The sequence below is a fragment of the Methylobacterium sp. 22177 genome, from assembly GCF_052045615.1.
In the GTDB taxonomy this organism is placed as follows: Bacteria; Pseudomonadota; Alphaproteobacteria; order Rhizobiales; family Beijerinckiaceae; genus Methylobacterium; species Methylobacterium radiotolerans.
Map to the genome: position 1 here is coordinate 1 of NZ_JBQEPK010000118.1, position 918 is coordinate 918.

A 918-nucleotide genomic window follows, 5' to 3' on the forward strand; every position below is an offset into this window, starting at 1 on the left:
CAGTTCCAGGACCGGGCCAAGCAGCGCATCCAGAACGTCGAGGGCCTGCTGCGCTCGGCCGGAGCGGAACTCGGCCGGCTCTCCGCCGACAGCGCGGACCGCGTCGCGGCGCCGGGTGCGGCGGCCGACCCGGCCTGGATCGAGGCGGCGATCGGGAGCTGCACGCTGGGTGAGGTTCGGGCGCGCCTGACGGAGCGCCTGCTCGGCGGTGCCCCCGCCACCGCGAAGCCGGCCGCCGACGCTGCGGCCGCCGACGATCTGGACGGCATCGACCTGTTCTAGGCGCCGGCGCGCCGCGCAGCCGCGGTCCGGGCGCGGCCCGCTCCGGCCCGGCCGGCGGTCGCATCGCGGCCGGGCCTGCCCGCGCCGGTTAGGCCGCGACCGGCCCCGGTCCGACGACCGCTCCCGATCCGATCTCCTCGCCGCCTCCCGCACGGGGCTGTCGCGGCCCGCATCCGCGCGGCTGCGCGTCGACGCGCCGTGCCGGGCTCATCCGCGTGCCGGAGGCCGCGCGCCCGCGATCCTGTGATCCGTGGCTCACGCGATCGCTGTATCCGACAATCTTTTGCTTCATGGCTTGGCGAGATATACTTTGCTTCCAGGGTCGAAATCTGGCCGTTAACGGAAAATTTCGGGTCCAATCGTATACAACCGGAGAGGTCGGGCGGCGGGTGCTCGTCGTTCCCCGTCGCCGCGCGGGCGTCGCGCGCCGGGATAGTCCGTTCGACTGCCTGGTCGCGAAGGAAACGGCCCGCGTTCGGAGCTGGAATCTCGCCCCGCTCGGGATGGGGCGCTTCATTCTGTATCTGCGTGCTGTGTGCGAGGGTCCGATCGTCCCATGACTGCCCTGGATCCGGCGGAGATCTTCCGCGCCGAGGCCGCCGAGCTGCTCGCCTGCCTGGAGACGACCCTGCTCGA

General features: G+C 72.7%; 1 pseudogene. It reads left to right on the forward strand.

Annotation, left to right across the window (positions count from 1 at the left end):
- Positions 1-282: pseudogene (locus ACTJK8_RS32310) on the forward strand (methyl-accepting chemotaxis protein); the annotation flags it as partial.
- Positions 283-918: the final 636 nt, after the last annotated feature.